15 protein-coding genes are annotated in these 15733 nt (G+C 37.6%); all 15 read right to left on the bottom strand.

Annotation, left to right across the window (positions count from 1 at the left end):
* Positions 1-225 precede the first annotated feature (225 nt).
* Positions 226-2187, bottom strand: a complete 1962-nt coding sequence (ftsH, locus tag ACMZ6Z_RS01145) for an ATP-dependent zinc metalloprotease FtsH (RefSeq protein ID WP_416130825.1) — start codon at positions 2185-2187, stop codon at positions 226-228.
* 16 nt (positions 2188-2203) lie between these two features.
* On the bottom strand, positions 2204-2755 hold the full coding sequence (gene hpt, locus ACMZ6Z_RS01140; protein ID WP_416130824.1) for a hypoxanthine phosphoribosyltransferase: 552 nt from the start codon (positions 2753-2755) through the stop codon (positions 2204-2206).
* 14 nt (positions 2756-2769) lie between these two features.
* Entirely contained in the window at positions 2770-4047 is a 1278-nt protein-coding gene (gene tilS, locus ACMZ6Z_RS01135) for a tRNA lysidine(34) synthetase TilS (protein ID WP_416130828.1), read from the bottom strand.
* Positions 4047-5327 carry a serine hydrolase gene (locus ACMZ6Z_RS01130; protein WP_416130823.1) on the bottom strand — a complete coding sequence of 427 codons (1281 nt, stop codon included), beginning with the start codon at positions 5325-5327 and terminating at the stop codon, positions 4047-4049. Before ACMZ6Z_RS01130 ends, tilS begins: the two co-directional genes overlap by 1 nt.
* Position 5328: 1 nt before the next feature.
* The gene (locus ACMZ6Z_RS01125) at positions 5329-5448 is read right to left on the bottom strand and encodes an SP_0009 family protein (RefSeq protein ID WP_416130822.1); all 120 of its coding nucleotides are present in this window, start codon (positions 5446-5448) and stop codon (positions 5329-5331) included.
* Positions 5448-5819: an FtsB family cell division protein gene (locus ACMZ6Z_RS01120; protein ID WP_416130821.1), complete on the bottom strand. Its 372-nt coding sequence runs from the start codon at positions 5817-5819 to the stop codon at positions 5448-5450. Before ACMZ6Z_RS01120 ends, ACMZ6Z_RS01125 begins: the two co-directional genes overlap by 1 nt.
* Positions 5806-6078: an RNA-binding S4 domain-containing protein gene (locus ACMZ6Z_RS01115; protein ID WP_416130820.1), complete on the bottom strand. Its 273-nt coding sequence runs from the start codon at positions 6076-6078 to the stop codon at positions 5806-5808. The genes ACMZ6Z_RS01120 and ACMZ6Z_RS01115 overlap by 14 nt, the downstream gene beginning before the upstream one ends.
* A 244-nt stretch (positions 6079-6322) precedes the next feature.
* A complete protein-coding gene (locus ACMZ6Z_RS01110) occupies positions 6323-6736 on the bottom strand; it encodes a helix-turn-helix domain-containing protein (protein ID WP_416130819.1) in 414 nt (137 codons plus the stop codon).
* 109 nt (positions 6737-6845) lie between these two features.
* Positions 6846-10352 (bottom strand): transcription-repair coupling factor, encoded by a 3507-nt coding sequence (gene mfd / locus ACMZ6Z_RS01105; protein ID WP_416130818.1) that lies wholly within the window; start codon positions 10350-10352, stop codon positions 6846-6848.
* Positions 10345-10914: an aminoacyl-tRNA hydrolase gene (gene pth, locus ACMZ6Z_RS01100; protein ID WP_416130817.1), complete on the bottom strand. Its 570-nt coding sequence runs from the start codon at positions 10912-10914 to the stop codon at positions 10345-10347. Before pth ends, mfd begins: the two co-directional genes overlap by 8 nt.
* 64 nt (positions 10915-10978) lie before the next feature.
* Complete coding sequence (gene ychF / locus ACMZ6Z_RS01095) at positions 10979-12094, bottom strand: redox-regulated ATPase YchF (protein ID WP_416130816.1); 1116 nt, start codon at positions 12092-12094, stop codon at positions 10979-10981.
* 83 nt (positions 12095-12177) lie between these two features.
* Positions 12178-12534 carry a helix-turn-helix domain-containing protein gene (locus ACMZ6Z_RS01090; RefSeq protein ID WP_416130827.1) on the bottom strand — a complete coding sequence of 119 codons (357 nt, stop codon included), beginning with the start codon at positions 12532-12534 and terminating at the stop codon, positions 12178-12180.
* Between the two features lie 119 nt (positions 12535-12653).
* Positions 12654-12857 carry a DUF951 domain-containing protein gene (locus tag ACMZ6Z_RS01085; RefSeq protein WP_416130815.1) on the bottom strand — a complete coding sequence of 68 codons (204 nt, stop codon included), beginning with the start codon at positions 12855-12857 and terminating at the stop codon, positions 12654-12656.
* A gap of 83 nt (positions 12858-12940) precedes the next feature.
* Complete coding sequence (gene dnaN / locus ACMZ6Z_RS01080) at positions 12941-14077, bottom strand: DNA polymerase III subunit beta (protein WP_416130814.1); 1137 nt, start codon at positions 14075-14077, stop codon at positions 12941-12943.
* Positions 14078-14230: 153 nt separating this feature from the next.
* Positions 14231-15598 carry a chromosomal replication initiator protein DnaA gene (gene dnaA, locus ACMZ6Z_RS01075; RefSeq protein ID WP_416130813.1) on the bottom strand — a complete coding sequence of 456 codons (1368 nt, stop codon included), beginning with the start codon at positions 15596-15598 and terminating at the stop codon, positions 14231-14233.
* Positions 15599-15733: the final 135 nt, after the last annotated feature.

Genomic DNA, 15733 nt, shown 5'->3' with positions numbered 1-15733 from the left:
ACAATAGCACTGACTGTTGCACCTTCTTGGTAGTATGCCTCTATCATAACAAGTTCATTTGTGGTTCATCAGTATAGGTCATTTAGGTTAGTTCCTTTCAGACAAATGTGGTGTTTATCTGAGCCTAACATAAATGGCTTTTTTCTGTCTAGCTTAATTTTACAAATTGGGATCATTATAATAACCAAAAATCAACACTGATTATCAATGCTGATTTTTGAACATTTAGTCTTCTGTCATTTTTTCTTTGATTTCGTCGTAAGATAAGGCGTGCACTTCATCTTCTTGGTCTACAATATCAGGCATTTTACCTGTTTCATAGATTGATTTGATTTGGGCAGCATCCAATGTTTCATGTTTAAGAAGAGCTTCCGCAATTAACTGATGTGTCTCACGATTATCATTGATGATGTCTGCTGCTTTTTGTCGCGCTTCATTTAGAAGGTCGCGGACTTCATCATCGATGATTTGGGCTGTCTCTTGCGAATATGATTTTTCTGGTGGTATTTGACCTGCTAGAACAGTGTGATTTCCTTCGTACTGCACAGGCCCTAATTTCTCGCTCATTCCATATTCTGTTACCATCGCACGAGCCATTTGACTTGCCTGCTCAAAGTCATTAGAAGCACCAGTCGTCTGAACATTAAAGATTACTTCCTCTGCTACACGACCACCCATGAGACCTGCTAATTGCTCTTTCATATCATCTTTTGATAATAACATTTGATCTTCTTTTGGAAGAGCAATCATGTAACCACCTGCACGTCCACGAGGCACAATAGTTACTTTATGAACTACGCGAGCATTGGATAACACTAATCCAACAATGGTATGACCTGCTTCGTGATAAGCTACAATTTCACGATCTCGTTTAGAAACTGACTTGTCTTTCTTAGATGGCCCTGCAATCACACGATCTTCTGCCTCATCAATATCAGAGGCATCGATAACTTTTTTATCGCGACGTGCAGCAACTAGAGCAGCTTCATTAAGAACATTTTCCAAATCTGCTCCTACAAATCCTGGGGTTTGTTGAGCAACAACTTTTAAGTCAACATCATCTGCTAAAGGTTTGTTCTTAGCATGAACACGTAAAATGGCTTCACGACCCTTAACATCAGGCTGCCCTACAAGAACCTTACGGTCAAAACGTCCAGGACGTAGAAGAGCAGGATCTAAAACATCACTACGGTTGGTGGCTGCAATCACAATGATGCTTTCGTTTCCTTCAAAACCATCCATTTCAATAAGCAGTTGGTTAAGAGTCTGTTCACGCTCATCGTTTCCGCCACCCATACCAGCACCACGGCGACGTCCAACAGCATCAATTTCATCAATAAAAATGATGGCACGTTCTGCTTTTTTAGCATCCTCAAATAGAGATCTAACACGACTAGCACCAACTCCAACAAACATTTCAACAAAGTCAGACCCTGAAATGCTAAAGAATGGTACACCTGCTTCACCAGCTACTGCCTTAGCAAGTAGTGTTTTACCTGTTCCTGGAGGACCTTCTAAGAGGACACCAGCAGGGATACGAGCGCCGAGTGCTTTGTATTTTTTAGGATTTTTCAAAAAGTCGACAACTTCAACCAGTTCTTGCTTTTCTTCCTCAGCACCTGCAACATCTGAAAAACGTATTTTGACCTTGCCATCGCTTTGATTCTTAGCTCTATTTTTTCCGAAACTCATGGCACCACGAGCACCGCCGCCACCTTGATTCATCATCATACTGAAAAATACAATCATGATAACCAAGGGTAAGAAACTCATGATGACAGAAATCCAAGTGCCGCTAGAACTTTCTTGCTTGACTTTAATGGTAACACCAGCATCATCTGATGCTTTTTGGATAGTATCTAAAGCTGAATCACTGTATAAAATCATGCTTGTAAAATGGGTGACTTTTTGGCTAGATTTTCCTAAAAAGGCTAAATCAGTGGATGTTTCTGTCTGTTTAGGCTTTTTATATTCTCCAGTCACCTCTAAAATTCTACCACTTGGTTGGTAGGTTACGGTTTTAATATCGCCTTTTTTAAGCTGTTTTACTAAACTTGTATAACTGATTCGCTGACTCTGAGCGTTATTCCCGCTAAAATAATATTGAAATCCCGTTACTAAAAAAACGATAATCAATATATAAAGCAGAGAATTTTTCACAAAGCCGTTATTATTTTTATTATTCATTAAATGAAGTGACCCTCTAATCTTGTGACTTAATGTAGACTTCTTCTTTTAGAACACCTACATAGGGGAGATTGCGGTAATGCTCGTTATAGTCTAAGCCAAACCCAACGATAAACTCGTTTGGAACATCGTAACAGACATAATCAGCATCAATAGCAACAGCACGATTTTCTGGCTTGTCAAACAAGGTCGCAATTTTTACAGAATTTGCTTTACGGTATTTAAACATATCACGCAGATAAAGAAGCGTACGACCAGTATCAATAATATCTTCAATAAAGATAACATCGCGACCTTCTATATTCGTGTCAACGTCTTTCAAAATTTTGACCTCACCGCTAGATGTTGTACCACCATGATAGCTAGAAACCACCATGAAATCCACTTCTACATGCGTGTCAATGTGTTTGATGAGCTCCGCCATAAAAGGAACAGCTCCCTTTAAAACCCCGACAAGTAGAGGATTTTTACCTGCATAATCTCTGGTTAACTGTTGACCAAGCTCTTTTGACTTTGCCACAATCTCTTCTTCAGAATAAAGAACTTTTTTAATATCTTTTTCTAACATTATTGCTCACCATTCTAGATTTTTTGAATATACAATTTTCCCCTCATTATATCATGATAAGAAGGATTACTCAAATATGTTTTTCCCTGACACAATACAGCTAGGATTTCATTGTTTTGTTCAACAATAATCGTTTCTTCTCGCTCTTTGTGTGGCACCTTTTCATCTATAAAAAAGCGTCGCAATTTTTTGGAAAGCTTTTTGACAAAAATTCTATCACCTGGTTTGCGATGCCTTAATGTCAGGGGTGCTAAACCTGATAATGGGATAAAAGTCTCATAAGTCTCTTCAGTGTCTGCTTCTGATTTGTAGGAAAAAGCATACTCTCCAAAAGTAGCCAGTAAGCCATATTTTAGCACCATTTCTTTGGGCTGACTATCCGTCTTTGGACTGATTTTTTCAATCATAAAACGCTCTGCCGTTTTGTTAAAATGATAATTATTTTTTAACGGAAAGTCATAATTTTTAGCGTTATTAAGCTGACGTAATAACTGCTCAAATTGGGATTTTCCAATTTGCAAATCTAAAAAATTAGCTAAGTAATCCTCCAGTAAAAACCGTTGGACTAACGGGGATTGACTTTGAAAGACTTTGCAATCTTGACTATCAATGGTTTTGGTTAATTCTTGCAAAGCCTCTATCAGCATGGCCACATCTCTGCCGTGGTTGAGAAGGGCCTCATCAATATTGGGATTTTCTTTTCTCAAATCTGGTAAATAACGATTTCGGACACGATTCCTCAAATAATGATTGTCATGATTACTATCATCCTCAAAATGAAAAATAGAGGGAAGCTCACTTTTGGTAAAGGCTAAAAATGGACGAATCAACTCTCCTTGAGCAAATGCCTGCCGCTCCTTGATGCCAGATTGATAACGTAATTTACTGCCACGAAGGAGACGCATAAAGATCGTTTCAACCTGATCATCAGCATGGTGAGCAGTTACCAAGGCGGTATAGCCATGTACCTGCATCAGCTCTCTAAAAAAAGCATAACGGTAATCACGCGCCCTCTTTTCGCTAAACTGTCCCTCAAAATGTCCCAAATGAAAAGGAATACTTTGTTGTCTAGCCCATGCTTTAAGGTAATCTTCTTCTTTTTGAGACGATAATCGCTGATGATGATTGACATGAGCTATGCCAATGTCAATACCAAGAGTTTCACGTGAAACGTATAAAAAATGCAGTAGATTCATCGAATCTACTCCACCTGAAACCGCTATGAGTACTTTTTGATGTCTTGTGAAAAATTGCTTTTTGGTAACATGTTGTAAAAAATCATCTGCTTTCATCATTTTAAAATCTCATAAACATCCATTGCAATCGCTGTTATATCATCATAGCTTGCCTTATCTGTCATAATGGTCATAACAAAAGGAGATGGTGTATAAATAATAGCAGCATCATGCTTATAGTCGTAAGCGTCTCCAATTTTATGCGATACCTTGTCAGTAATTTGTTTCGAGATCCGCTGATCATCAAAATCCGTCTCCGATAAATAATCTAGAACAAAACCGTCTTGATGATAAAGAGCCTCCAACACCTTATTGATCATTTCTGGTGAAGCCTCTCGCTTTCTCATATCCCAAGTTGTTCCAGAGATTTTTTTGAGATGCTTTTGAAAAGCCGCACCAAATTGATTAGTAATGTAGTATGCCAGTATGTTACTGGCTACATTGTCCGACTCCTTGGCCACTTTTTTCATCAAGTCATCCACAGTATAATCTTTATCATCTGCTTCTTTAGGAAGGCTGCCACTACCACTGGGATCATAAGCCCCATAAAAATCATTCACTTTTGAAGTGTATTTAAATGTGGTGTCCATACTTATTTTTCCTTGATGAATGGCTTCTTGCGCGGCATACAAAACAGGAAGTTTTGCTAGACTGGCCATGTAAACAGGCTTATCAGATTGAATTCCCGCCACTTGATTCGTCTCTAGTTGCTTAACGCTAATACTATAATCAGCTTTTTGATATTTCTGATGAAGCATCTCCTGAACTTTTTCCATCCGTGTGTCTTGACTAGAAAGGAAATGCTCTTCAACCCAACCATAGTGTTCTAATTGGTAATAAGTACCACTATGAGTTGTCGCAACAGCAGTCACCTTAACTGGCGTAAAATCTTGAGGTTTTTGAGATAAGGTTTGGCTTCCTTTGACATAAGGACTATTGTAGATGGTGTCAATTTTTCGTGTCCAATATGTCTTTGAAAGCGGTCTTTGCTCTAAAATAATATCTTGATAATAAAGGCTCTCATCAGCTAGCATGTAGGTGTCATCAGCCAAATGAAAGACTGGTAGACCGAGTTGATTGAGACTTACAGCTGTGATCTGTAGAGGGTCTGTTGGGGATAAGATTTTGACAGGAAGGTTTAAATCAAGATCTTGATAGACTGAAATAGTGGTTTTTAAAACAGGGTTTTGAGGTAGTTGCAAGGTTAGTGATGAGCCTGCTGTATGTGATAACTCATAGCGTTGGGCATCAGTCAGTGCCACATCAACCTCAGTGCTGTCCACATGGAAAGACTTCAAGAAAAAAGGAAGGAGCATCAAAAGAATGATTTTCTTCATGTTACTTTTCGCTTTCCTCACTTTCTTCCTGTCTTAGGGCTAGATTTTTTTCTGAGAGTTCTGCTAATTTGTCATCAGAATAATACAAGAACTTCTCTATGATATCGATTAACTGTTCCATTATTTCGGTAATAAGTCTGGCACGGGGAAAATCATTTCCCCTTCTTTAGAATAGTAATATTTTGCTCTGGCGTATTTGGCAGCAAAAGCTTTGTCTTTTAAACTATTGGCTAACTTCTTTCTGTCTTGAACTTCTTGAGAAACCGCTTGGTAGTCTGTTTTTAACTGTTTAACAAGTCGTTGTTTATCTTGTAGTTTATGATAATTACTAATGAGATTATAAGTTGGCAGGATAAAAAGAAGCATGACAATCAATAGTAGCCCACCCATAAATCGATGACGTTTGGCATTTTCTTCCATTTCATAGCGATATTTGAGTTTTTCATCTTTGATGTAATGGTTGTTAAGCTGAACAACATTAGGCTTCTTCATTGGCTTCTACTCGCTTTTCACTAATGATGTCGTACATTTTTGTAGCATCTTCTTTTTTAGTGCTGTCTTTCATTTCTAATACCCTAACGGTTAAGAGTTTATTTCCAAAACGAACTTCTACTTCATCATTTAATTTTAAATCTGTAGAGGATTTGGCTAAAACACCGTTAACTTTGATACGTCCTTTATCTGCAACTTCTTTAGCCACAGGACGACGTTTGATAATCCGTGATACTTTTAAATATTTGTCTAAACGCATACTCTTCTCCTTTTGAGACTGTCTCTTACATTTTATCATTTTTTTGTGAAAATGGCAGAGCTTATGGTACATACCATCAAAATAAAAAGAGAGTTATGAATTCTCTTACCAGAATATTAAAGCTGAACATATAGTCCCTACAAAGAAAATCAAGAAAATAACAGCTAGAATACTAATACCAAACCACAGTTCACTAAAAAGACTTGTTTTAGTATTTTTCTTAGGATCTAAAAAATTCAAGATATCAGCATAAGTCTGTAATTGACGATTTCATGATGTCAAAAATTTGAAAAGCTGAGTAAATCATCGGACATGATAATAACCATAAAATAGGAGAAACTACCCCTATAGAAAACAAATATCTTGTCGGAACAACAACTGAAAATAAAAACCAAGAAATTCCTCCAACAACAAGCCACTTTTTGAATTGCGATTGATCAACCTGATGTTTCATAATGTCCACATCTCCTTTAATTAGATTATCTAAGGAGACATCGAAAAATGTTGCTATCAATAATAGTGAGTTGATATCAGGGTAAGTTCTACCTCTTTCCCAATTGGAAATGGTTTGTCGTGAGACATAAAGTTTCTCAGCCAATTCTTCTTGAGAGAGCTTTTTGCTATTTCTTAAATCAACTAAGCGATTATGAAACTTCATTTCGACCTCCTTGATAACTTTAGTCTAATTAACTCGAGTTTAGTTTACCATACAAGTCCTTTGTCATGAAGGTATTTTTATGTCAAAAGGCTTTGACAAGGGGGGATGGTTATTTGTCTTCCATTTTACGTTCTTTAATATCAGCAAATCCTTGTCCAAACTGAATCAATTCTTCCAAAATCTCATAATCTTTTTTGTTACGAATATCAAAAATGACTTCAATTTTTCCTTGATGTTCACTGATGCGAGCCTTGAGATTGGTTTTTGATAGGGCTTCAAAGTAATCTTGCGTTAAAAAGAGGGTCTGAGCCACTTTTTCAAAACGAACGACCAACTGACTATCTTTACGGTCAACTAATTCTGTAAAGACGCTGTCAAGGTAAGATTTGACAAGGCCAATTTCTAGTAAATAGGCAACTTGATCAGGATACTCTCCAAAACGGTCAATCAACTCATCTTGAAGTTCTTGGTAGGCAGTGCGTGAGTCAAGTTCACGGATACGTTTGTAGATTTCAATTTTCTGACGTTCATCCGAAATATAGTTTGTCGGTAGATAGGCGTCAATTTGCAGATTAAGCTCTGCATTGCCTTTTTGGCGAACTTGCGATTTTCCTTGTTTCTTCAAAATAGCATTTTCTAAGAGTTGCGAATACATTTCAAACCCAACAGAATCAATAAAGCCACTTTGTGAAGCACCTAAGATATTACCAGCACCACGAATAGACAAGTCACGCATGGCAATTTTAAAGCCTGAACCCAGTTCTGTAAAGCCTTTAATGGCATCCAAACGTTTTTCTGACACCTCCGTTAAAATCTTGTCAGGTCGATACATGAGATAGGCATAAGCAATCCGATTAGAACGTCCGACACGTCCACGAAGTTGATACAAGGTTGACAAGCCCATGTGGTCAGCATTTTCAACAAAGAGGGTATTGACATTAGAAATATCAACTCCAGTTTCAATGATGGTTGTTGCAACCAAGACATCGTAAACCCCTGCAATAAAGTCTAGAAGAGTATTTTCTAACTGAATCTCACTCATTTGACCATGGACAAAACCAATACTTGCCTCTGGGACAAGTTCTTGTAATTCTGCTACTTTTTGCTCAATAGTGTCAACTTTATTGTAAACATAAAAAACCTGTCCTCCACGGTCTAATTCTCTCAAAACAGCTTCTCGAATCATGCCAAGATTAGTTTCCATCACATAAGTTTGAACAGGATAACGATTGGTTGGTGGTGTCTCAATAACAGACAAATCACGGATACCCAGCATAGACATGTGAAGTGTTCTAGGAATTGGCGTAGCAGTCAAGGTCAAAACATCAACCTTAGTTTTCAACTCTTTCAAGGTTTCTTTATGCTTGACTCCAAAACGCTGTTCTTCATCAATGACGATGAGGCCCAGATCTGAAAAGATCACATCCTTAGAAAGTAGGCGGTGAGTTCCAATAATGATGTCAACTTGACCCTTAGATAATTCCTCTAAAACAGCTGTTTGCTCTTTCTTACTCCTAAAACGACTGAGTTCCTCAATGTTGACAGCTTGGTTGTCAAAACGTTCTTTAAAGTTGACATAATGCTGGTGAGCCAGTACCGTCGTTGGCACTAAAATAGCAACCTGCTTGCCATCTTTAACAGCCTTAAAAGCAGCGCGCATAGCAACCTCAGTCTTACCAAAGCCAACATCACCAACCAAGAGGCGATCCATAGGCTTGTCAGACTCCATGTCTTTTTTAATCTCAGCAATAGAGCGCAACTGATCCTCAGTCTCTACATAAGCAAAATCCTCATCAAATTCACGCTGGTCATCATCATCTGGTGAAAAGGCAAAACCTTTGAGTTGACTTCTCTCAGCGTAAAGTTTCAATAAATCATCAGCGATATCCTCAACTTGCTTGGTGACCTTTTGTTTGGTTTTTTGAAAACGACCATCATTTAGTTTATTAATTTTTGGTTCTTTACCATCTGCTGAAACATACTTAGATAAGCTATCAATCTGCTCAATCGGTAATGAAATCTTGTCAGAATTTTGGTATTGGATGGTCAGATAATCACGGTGAACACCCTTTATTTCTAGCGTTTCGATTCCCAAAAATTTCCCGATACCATGAACTTGATGAACAACATAATCTCCTTTTTCTAATTCATTATAATCTTTAAGACGTTCAGCATTAGAAATGTTGGAAGAGCGAGCACGGCGTTTGATTTTTTTATGGAAAATCTCTCGTTCTGTGATTAGAACAAGCTTTTCATCAGCCAAATAAAAACCTTTTGACAAGTGACCAATCATCAACTGAGCTTGATGGGGCACGATATGCTGATTATCAGAAATCAGTAAGTCCAACTCATACTCTTGTAGTGTTTTTTGTAAATTCTCCAAAGTTTTTTGAGAATCAGCTTGAAGGATGATGGTTGCTTTTTGCTTTTGATAGCGGTGAATCTCATCTACTAAAAGAGGAAACTGATTGAAAAATTCCTGCATCTGATATTGGGTCATGTTATGCAAGGTATCAAATGTGATGTTTCCTAATCCTTTATGGAAATTGGAAAAAAAAGTAGCTGGTTGGTACTGTCTCAGTTTTTGATAGGTATCTGCAAAGTAAATCTGACTTGACACAGCTTTACACTGTTGTAAATCATCTGTCAATAAATTGGCTATCTCTACTTCAAATCGAGCATGACGATCCATCAGTTTTTGAAAATCATCAATAACTAAAACCGTTTTATTATCAAGGTAATCAAAGAGGCTATAGATTTTATCATAGAAAAAACTCAAAAAACGACGACTGTCCTTATGACGATAACCCTCTCTTGTCACTGATAAGACATCCGTCAAATAACCTGTCAACTCCTTGTTAAGAGACTTGTCAACTTCTTTTTCTAACCTACTGATGGCTCTATCAAAGTCACTTTGATGAAACAGAATGTCTGTTGCAGGTGAAATCCTAATTTCTTCTAGGCTCTCTAAGGATTTTTGACTCTCACTGTCAAATCGTCTAATACCATCGATTTCATCACCAAAAAATTCGATTCTAAAAGGATAAGGCTCTGTGACTTCGTAAATATCAAGAATGTCGCCCCTTCGACTATACTCTCCTGGACTTAACACTTGGTTGACACGTTCATAACCAAGTTGTGCTAATTGTTTGACAATATTATCAAGTTCCTTATCAATACCTACTGTTAGAGTGATTTGTGCCTTCTGATACTCTTTAGGACTTGGCAAGATGATTTTTGTGCCAATGATTGATGTCACCAAAATACCACTTGCCGTATGATCTTGTAAAAAATTAAGGCTTTCTAAACGGGATAAACTGCGATCAAGTGATGAAAAGATGAACTCTGCTGCCGCGACATCATCTGCAAAAAAATGATACAAATAACAATCATCAAGAAGAGCTGATAAATCACTGAGCAGCTGTTCTGCCTCATTTTGTGTTGATGTCACAATAAGGAATTTTCCTTGATGTTCCTTAAAAGCTGTTGCAATAGCTAAAGCTTTGCTGGAAGCAGATAACCCCATAACCAATTGACGGCCTGTATGAGCTTTTAAAATCCAATTTTGTATTTGTTTATTTTGTAGTAGTAAATCTGTTAATCCTAATTTAGCCATTGTATCGTCTCATTATCGCTTCAAAATCATCCATTTTTAAATAATCATTGACAGCCTTGTCAACTTTATCAAGCGTATTGTCAATTGTAATCATTTCTTCTGATGAGAATTTTCCTAAGACATGATTGATAACGGTCATACCATTTTGAGGGCGACCGATACCAATTTTGATACGGTCAAATTCTTGTGTTCCGATATGAGCGATAATGGATTTAATACCGTTATGACCACCGGCAGAGCCTTTTTGGCGGAAGCGAATTTTCCCAACTGCCATATCTAAATCGTCATAAATCACCATCAAGTCTTCGATGGCAATGTTGTAGTAGGTTAAGAGTGCTTTAACAGCAATGCCACTATTATTCATAAAAGTAGTTGGTTTGATCAAATAAACTTTCTCACCCTCAATAAAACCGCTTGTGACATAAGCTTTGAAGGTTTTATCTTCTGTAAAGGTTAAGTCAAGTTCCTTTACAATAGTGTCAACTGCCATAAACCCAACATTATGTCGCGTATTGTCATATTTTGAACCAGGATTTCCCAAGCCCACAATCAATTTTGTCATATTTTCTCCATACAAGCACAAAAGGACTGGAAGTGACTTCCAGTCAGTTACTTATTGTTCAATCTTAAACGTTGAAACGAAACTCCATAACATCGCCATCTTGAACGATGTATTCTTTTCCTTCTTCACGCAGGCGGCCTGCTTCTTTGACGGCTTTTTCAGAGCCATGGTGAACCAAGTCATCATAAGACATGGTCACAGCTCGAATAAAGCCTTTTTCAAAGTCTGAGTGGATGATTCCAGCTGCTTGAGGGGCTTTGATGCCACGTTTAAAAGTCCAAGCACGCACTTCTTTTTCGCCAGCTGTAAAGTAGGTCCCAAGTCCTAATAAATGATAAGCTGCACGTGTTAACTTGTCGACACCTGACTCAGTCAAACCAATAGCTTCTAAAAAGTCTTGTTTATCGTCATCGTCAAGTTCAGAAATTTCTTCTTCAGCACGCGCTGAGATCACAACAACTTCGGCATTTTCAGTCGCTGCAAATTCACGGATGGCTTTGACGTAGTCAATCTCATCTGGCTCTGCAACTTTATCCTCGTCAACGTTGGCGACATAGAGGATTGGTTTCGTGGTCAAGAGAAATAGCCCTTTAACCACTTTTTGCTCTTCTTCTGTAAAGTCAATGGTACGAGCTGATTTGCCATCTTCTAAAACTGGTTTGATTTTTTCTAAAACCTTAAATTCAGCCACTGAGTCTTTATCTTTTTGCGTCCGAGCCATTTTTTCAACACGCGCATAGCGTTTGTTAATAGATTCCAGGTCAGCTAAAATCAACTCTAAATTGATGGTTTCAATATCAGCGATGGGATCAACAAAGTCTGATTCACGCCCTTGCTCACGCATGACATTTTCATCGTCAAAAGCACGAACAACATGGACAATAGCGTCGACTTCACGGATATTAGCCAAGAATTTATTGCCCAAACCTTCGCCACGAGAAGCGCCTTTGACGATACCAGCGATATCTGTAAATTCAAAGGTTGTAGGAACTGTCTTTTTAGGTTTAACCAATTCTGTTAATTTATTAAGACGTTCATCTGGCACTTCAACCATCCCAACATTAGGATCAATGGTGGCAAATGGGTAGTTGGCTGCTTCTGCACCAGCCTTTGTAATTGCGTTAAATAGCGTTGATTTCCCAACGTTTGGTAAACCAACAATACCTGCTGTTAAAGCCATAGTCTATAACTTCCTTATCTTTTTTTCAATCAAGTCTATTATAGCAGAAAATAAAGGAAAAAGCCCATCATCTGACAGACTTTTTACCCAAAGACATTTGGAAGGATGTGTGGCAAAAACCAAGACAAAAATCCTAATAAGGGAAACAAAATCCACCAAAAGCCCGATAAAAATTCCCAAAAGTTCATTGGTCTCTCTGCTTCTCTTGTTTCGACTACTCGTTCAATTTTTACTTGTGGTTCTTTGTCTAATATGAGTCGATCTAGACTAACGTCTAGAATCTCTGCCAACTTAATTAAATTCTCCAAATCTGGTGTGGCATCACCATTTTCCCACTTTGAAATCGACTGCCTAGAAATATAACGTTTTTCAGCTAAGGCATCTTGAGAAAGCTTTTTTTCTGTTCGCAGTTTTTTGAGTTGTTCTGCAAATACACTCATAATCATGATCATCCCTTCTTTTTTGATAGTTTTAGTATAAGGCAGGCAGACCTTATTTACCAGCACTTTTGAGAGCAACTAATGGTTGCAAAAGGTCTTAAAAATTGATTTTAATAGGCTTATTGAGGTTGCGATAAGATTTTTTTGAGTTTACGCTCAAAATCATGACGGCTCATCATCACCACATGCTGACAATTAGTGCATTTGATTTTAATATCAGCTCCTAGACGGGTGATTTCCCAACTATTAGCTTTTTTACCAGTTTCTTTAATGAGACAGGCATGAGGTTTTTTCATTTCAACCTTACTTCCCACATGATACATGCTTTTTCTCCTTAGGGTTTATTATACCAAATTATGAGCTTAAAAAAACCACCTAGACCTGCTAAATGGTTTGATTAATAAGACTAGTTTGTACGTACAGGTGTAATCAGTTGAATAAAGTTCTCACTATCATCACCCGGTGCTAGGGTAAATGGTCGTACTGGTGATAAGAAACGAATGCAAACTGTTTCACTCTTTAGGGCTTTTAGCGCATCAATCAAATAAGTCGGATTAAAACTAATGATCAAATCATTACCTGATAAGGTTTCTATATCCAGTTCTTCATGGACTTTTCCAACTTCTGGTGAGTTAACATAGGCATTGACTGCATTATCTGCAATTTCAAGTTTGACCGTACCGTTTTGTGTCGCATTGGATACCAAGAAAGCACGTTCCATAGCATGACGAAGGGTCACTGTCTTAAAAATAACCTCTGTTTCAAATTGATCTGTTAAGAGACGATCAGTATCTGGGTAAGCTCCTTCAAGAAGACGTGTGTAGAAGCTAATATTGTCACTTCTAAAGAGGATTTGGCTTGCTGAGAAGAAAATCTCAACGGTTTCAATATCATCCGTAAAAACGGCTGAAAATTCGCGTAGAGAGCGACTAGGGATTACGACATCAAAATCAGCTGATTTTTTCTCTAAAGTTAATTGACGTTGGCTCATGCGATGAGAATCTGTCGCTACAGCTTTAAAAATATGATTATCCTTTAGCATGACATGGACACCTGTTAGGATAGGACGACTTTCTTGTGTACTTGCTGCAAAAGCTGTTTCTGCAATCACCTGTTTTAAGGTTTTGGTTTCTAAAATCAAGGGGTTTTGAGTATCAACTTCTTGAAGGCGAGGGTATTGTTCAACATCCTTACCTTTTAGGGTAATCTCTGATTTACCACTTGTGATTTGAACTTGATAGTGGGGTAATTCCTTAACATCAAGAGTCACATCAGGCAAACTTGATACAATGTTAATGAAAAATCCGGCTTCTAAAAGAATGGCACCAGTAGAAGTTATCAACAAGCCAGCGTCATCATTTTCAATTGAAATAAAATGTTCTATTGAGATTTGACCATTTGATCCTGTTAAAGTGATTCCTGAAGTAGCCACTTCAATCTTAATGGTTGATAAAATAGGAATGGCATTTTTAGTTGAAATAGCTTTTTTAGTCGCATTTAAAGCATGGAGAAAGAAAGCTTTATTAATAGCAAATGAAATCATGGATACTCCTTTATATCTAAAGTATTATATATAGTATTAGTAATAGGCTTTGTTGATACTGTGGAAAAGTCTTTAAAACCGTCTAAACGCAATCTTTGGGACTTGTTAACAACTTGTGGAAAAAAGACAAGAAAACACAAAACTTATCCACAACTACTTTATTTTGTTTTTAATACTGTCCAGCTCAAGACGAAGACTTTGATCCTGAGCTAGCATGTTTTTGATTTTATTATAGGCATGAAGTACGGTCGAATGATCACGGCCACCAAATTCTTTTCCAATTTTAGGAAGGGAATTATCGGTCATTTCGCGTGCCAAGTACATGGCAACCTGTCTGGCTAAGACAATGTTCTGTGTTCGTTTGGTAGCCTTGATTTCTTTGACAGTTACCCCGTAGAATTTACCGACGGTTGTCTGGATATCTTCGATTGGGATAACAGTGACTTGAGGACCATCTTTCTTGCGAGCCCTGATGGCTTCTGCCGCAACATCAACGGTGATGACTTTTAATTTTTTAAAATTAGCTACTAGGCTAATATCTTTTAAAGCTCCTTCTAAGTCTCGGACATTGGAGTCAAATTGGCCAGCTAGATACTCAATGGTTTCTGTTTTGAAATCAAAGTCGTATTCTTGAATTTTATTGGTTAAAATAGCTACCCGTGTCTCAAAATCTGGCGGGGTAATATTGACTGTCAGTCCCCACTTGAAGCGCGTGACCAAACGGTCTTCTAAGTCATTTAGATGATCTGGATTACGGTCACTGGTCAATACAATTTGTTTGTTATTGACATGAAGGGCATTGAAGGTATTAAAAAATTCTTCTTGAATCCCAGCATTGGTTGTTTTTTTGGGGAGAGATTGAATATCATCAATGAGAAGGACATCAAGGGTTCTGAATTTGTCTTTTAGCTCATCCATAGTGTTGAGTCGCAAATGTTTGGTAAATTCATTCATGAAATTTTCAGCGGTGATGTAGCGAATTCTAGCATTAGGATTATCTTTTAAAATGGTATTTCCAATAGCATTTAATAAATGGGTCTTACCTAGGCCTGGACCACCATAGATAAAGAGAGGATTGTAAGTGGTTCCTGGACCTTCTGTTACAGCAATAGAGGCTGCAACTGCCCAGCGATTTTCATCTCCTTGAACAAAATTTTGAAAACTATACTTGTCATTAAGATTTGAGTCAATATGAGCCAGTACAGGTGGGTTAGGTGTTAAGCTGGTGCTTTGATGAGTGATTCCAGTTGTTTCTGAGGCTTGTAAATCATCTTCTGGAAAAATATAGTGATTGGTAATTTCCGCATTAAAAATTTCAAATCCAGCAGTTAAGGTAAAGGGCTGAAGGTTTTTTTGCCAAAATAATTCTTTAATCTCACTATCTAATAAAATCGTTGCGACATGATTGTCAATCTTGATTAATCTTGCATCAGTTACAAAAAAATCAAAAGTCGCTTGTTTTAATTGGCTATGAGCCAATTCCAAAACCCTACTCCAAAAGAGACGTTCGTTTTCGGTCATAGCTATCCTCTCTTTCTTGATTATGTCTCTAACATTTTATCATAAACTCAAAAAGTTTTCCACAAGTTTATAAATGATACCCACATTGTTCAAAGGAGTTTTCCACAAGTTGTGGAAAATAAAAAGAGAAGCTAC

Source organism: Streptococcus pluranimalium (genome assembly GCF_047785705.1).
GTDB lineage: Bacteria > Bacillota > Bacilli > Lactobacillales > Streptococcaceae > Streptococcus > Streptococcus pluranimalium_A.
Note: the sequence above shows the minus strand (reverse complement) of the source record. Positions and strands in the feature narration are given on the sequence as shown.

Bases quoted from the DNA above. Each gene is read 5' to 3' on its own strand.
- ACMZ6Z_RS01110 (WP_416130819.1), bottom strand. From the start codon at position 6,736: ATGAAGTTTCATAATCGCTTAGTTGATTTAAGAAATAGCAAAAAGCTC.
- ACMZ6Z_RS01115 (WP_416130820.1), bottom strand. From the start codon at position 6,078: ATGCGTTTAGACAAATATTTAAAAGTATCACGGATTATCAAACGTCGT.
- hpt (WP_416130824.1), bottom strand. From the start codon at position 2,755: ATGTTAGAAAAAGATATTAAAAAAGTTCTTTATTCTGAAGAAGAGATT.
- ACMZ6Z_RS01120 (WP_416130821.1), bottom strand. From the start codon at position 5,819: ATGAAGAAGCCTAATGTTGTTCAGCTTAACAACCATTACATCAAAGAT.
- dnaA (WP_416130813.1), bottom strand. From the start codon at position 15,598: ATGACCGAAAACGAACGTCTCTTTTGGAGTAGGGTTTTGGAATTGGCT.
- pth (WP_416130817.1), bottom strand. From the start codon at position 10,914: ATGACAAAATTGATTGTGGGCTTGGGAAATCCTGGTTCAAAATATGAC.
- ychF (WP_416130816.1), bottom strand. From the start codon at position 12,094: ATGGCTTTAACAGCAGGTATTGTTGGTTTACCAAACGTTGGGAAATCA.
- ACMZ6Z_RS01130 (WP_416130823.1), bottom strand. From the start codon at position 5,327: ATGAAGAAAATCATTCTTTTGATGCTCCTTCCTTTTTTCTTGAAGTCT.
- ACMZ6Z_RS01085 (WP_416130815.1), bottom strand. From the start codon at position 12,857: ATGTATCATGTGGGAAGTAAGGTTGAAATGAAAAAACCTCATGCCTGT.
- ftsH (WP_416130825.1), bottom strand. From the start codon at position 2,187: ATGAATAATAAAAATAATAACGGCTTTGTGAAAAATTCTCTGCTTTAT.
- ACMZ6Z_RS01125 (WP_416130822.1), bottom strand. From the start codon at position 5,448: ATGGAACAGTTAATCGATATCATAGAGAAGTTCTTGTATTATTCTGAT.
- mfd (WP_416130818.1), bottom strand. From the start codon at position 10,352: ATGGCTAAATTAGGATTAACAGATTTACTACTACAAAATAAACAAATA.
- tilS (WP_416130828.1), bottom strand. From the start codon at position 4,047: ATGAAAGCAGATGATTTTTTACAACATGTTACCAAAAAGCAATTTTTC.
- dnaN (WP_416130814.1), bottom strand. From the start codon at position 14,077: ATGATTTCATTTGCTATTAATAAAGCTTTCTTTCTCCATGCTTTAAAT.
- ACMZ6Z_RS01090 (WP_416130827.1), bottom strand. From the start codon at position 12,534: ATGAGTGTATTTGCAGAACAACTCAAAAAACTGCGAACAGAAAAAAAG.